This window comes from Pseudomonas gingeri, from assembly GCF_013386165.1.
Classification (GTDB): domain Bacteria; phylum Pseudomonadota; class Gammaproteobacteria; order Pseudomonadales; family Pseudomonadaceae; genus Aquipseudomonas; species Aquipseudomonas gingeri_C.
The window spans coordinates 1-1133 of the sequence record NZ_JACAOS010000007.1; the positions used below are offsets into that span (position 1 = coordinate 1).

Here is a 1133-nt window from a genome sequence, read left to right on the forward strand (position 1 = left end):
CACCGCCTGACCGGACGCCATCAGGTTTGTGTGAGTCTGCAAAGCCGCGTGATCAAAGGCGGCGTGGGCCCAAGTCAGGAAGTTCACGGTGTTGCGGTGTTCGATCATCACACCCTTCGGCAGACCGGTCGAACCCGAGGTGTAGATCAAATAAGCCAGATGCGCCGAAGTCAGCCCCGGCACCTGCGGATTCTGGACGGATTCGTCCTGCCAGGTGCCCTGATCGAGATTGATCACGGGCACCGAAACGCCCGCCAACAGATCCTGGGTGGCCGTTTGTGCCAAGACCGCCGCTGGAGCACTGTCCTGCAACATATAGGCAATTCGTTCTACCGGATAAGCCGGGTCCAACGGCACATAACCGCCGCCCGCCTTGAGGATCGCCAGCAAGCCAACAACCATCTCGGCACCACGCTCAACGCAGATCCCCACCCGCGAATCCGGCAGCACACCCTGCTTGCGCAACGCATGGGCCAAACGGTTGGCCTGCTCGTTAAGCTCGCGATAGCTCAGGCGCTGTTCGCCATGAACCACCGCCAAAGCCTCCGGCGTACGCTCAACCTGCGCCTCAAACAGACCATGCACGGTCTGCGCCTGCGGATACTCCAGCGCCGTGTCATTGAAGCCCATCAGCAACTGCTCGCGCTCACCAGCCGGCAGGATCGACAGACCTTGCAACGACGCCTGCGGCGTCTGCTCCAAAGCCTCCACCAAATGCTCCAGCGCCGTGTGCATATAGGCACACACCCGCGCAGCACCAATCGACGACGCCACCAGGGTGGTCAGTTTGAAACCATCGCCCAAGTCGTCGACGTTCAAGGTCAACGGGTAGTTGGTCCGTTCTTCGCCACTCAGGACATGGATACCGTGCCAAGCCTGCACGGCCTGCTCGGAAACACTACCGACAGCGCTATGACGATAATTGAGCAAGGCGCTGAACAACGGCGTTGGTGCGACCACGCCGCTACAACGCTGGGCCAACGCCAGCGACGCATGCTCGTGCCCCAGCAACGCAGTCAACCGCGCGTGGGTCGCCTTGACCCCGGCGCGCACGCCCTGCCCGCCCACTGCCACCCGCAGCGGCAAGGTATTGATAAACATCCCCAGCGCTCGGTCGGCACCCTCGCCGCCCT

The 1133-nt window shown here is 62.3% G+C and carries 1 protein-coding gene; it reads right to left on the reverse strand.

Annotated features, from left to right (window positions below; all coding sequences use genetic code 11):
- Positions 1–1133: AMP-binding protein (locus tag HX866_RS09875; protein WP_177139335.1), on the reverse strand; the 1133-nt coding region annotated here is incomplete at both ends.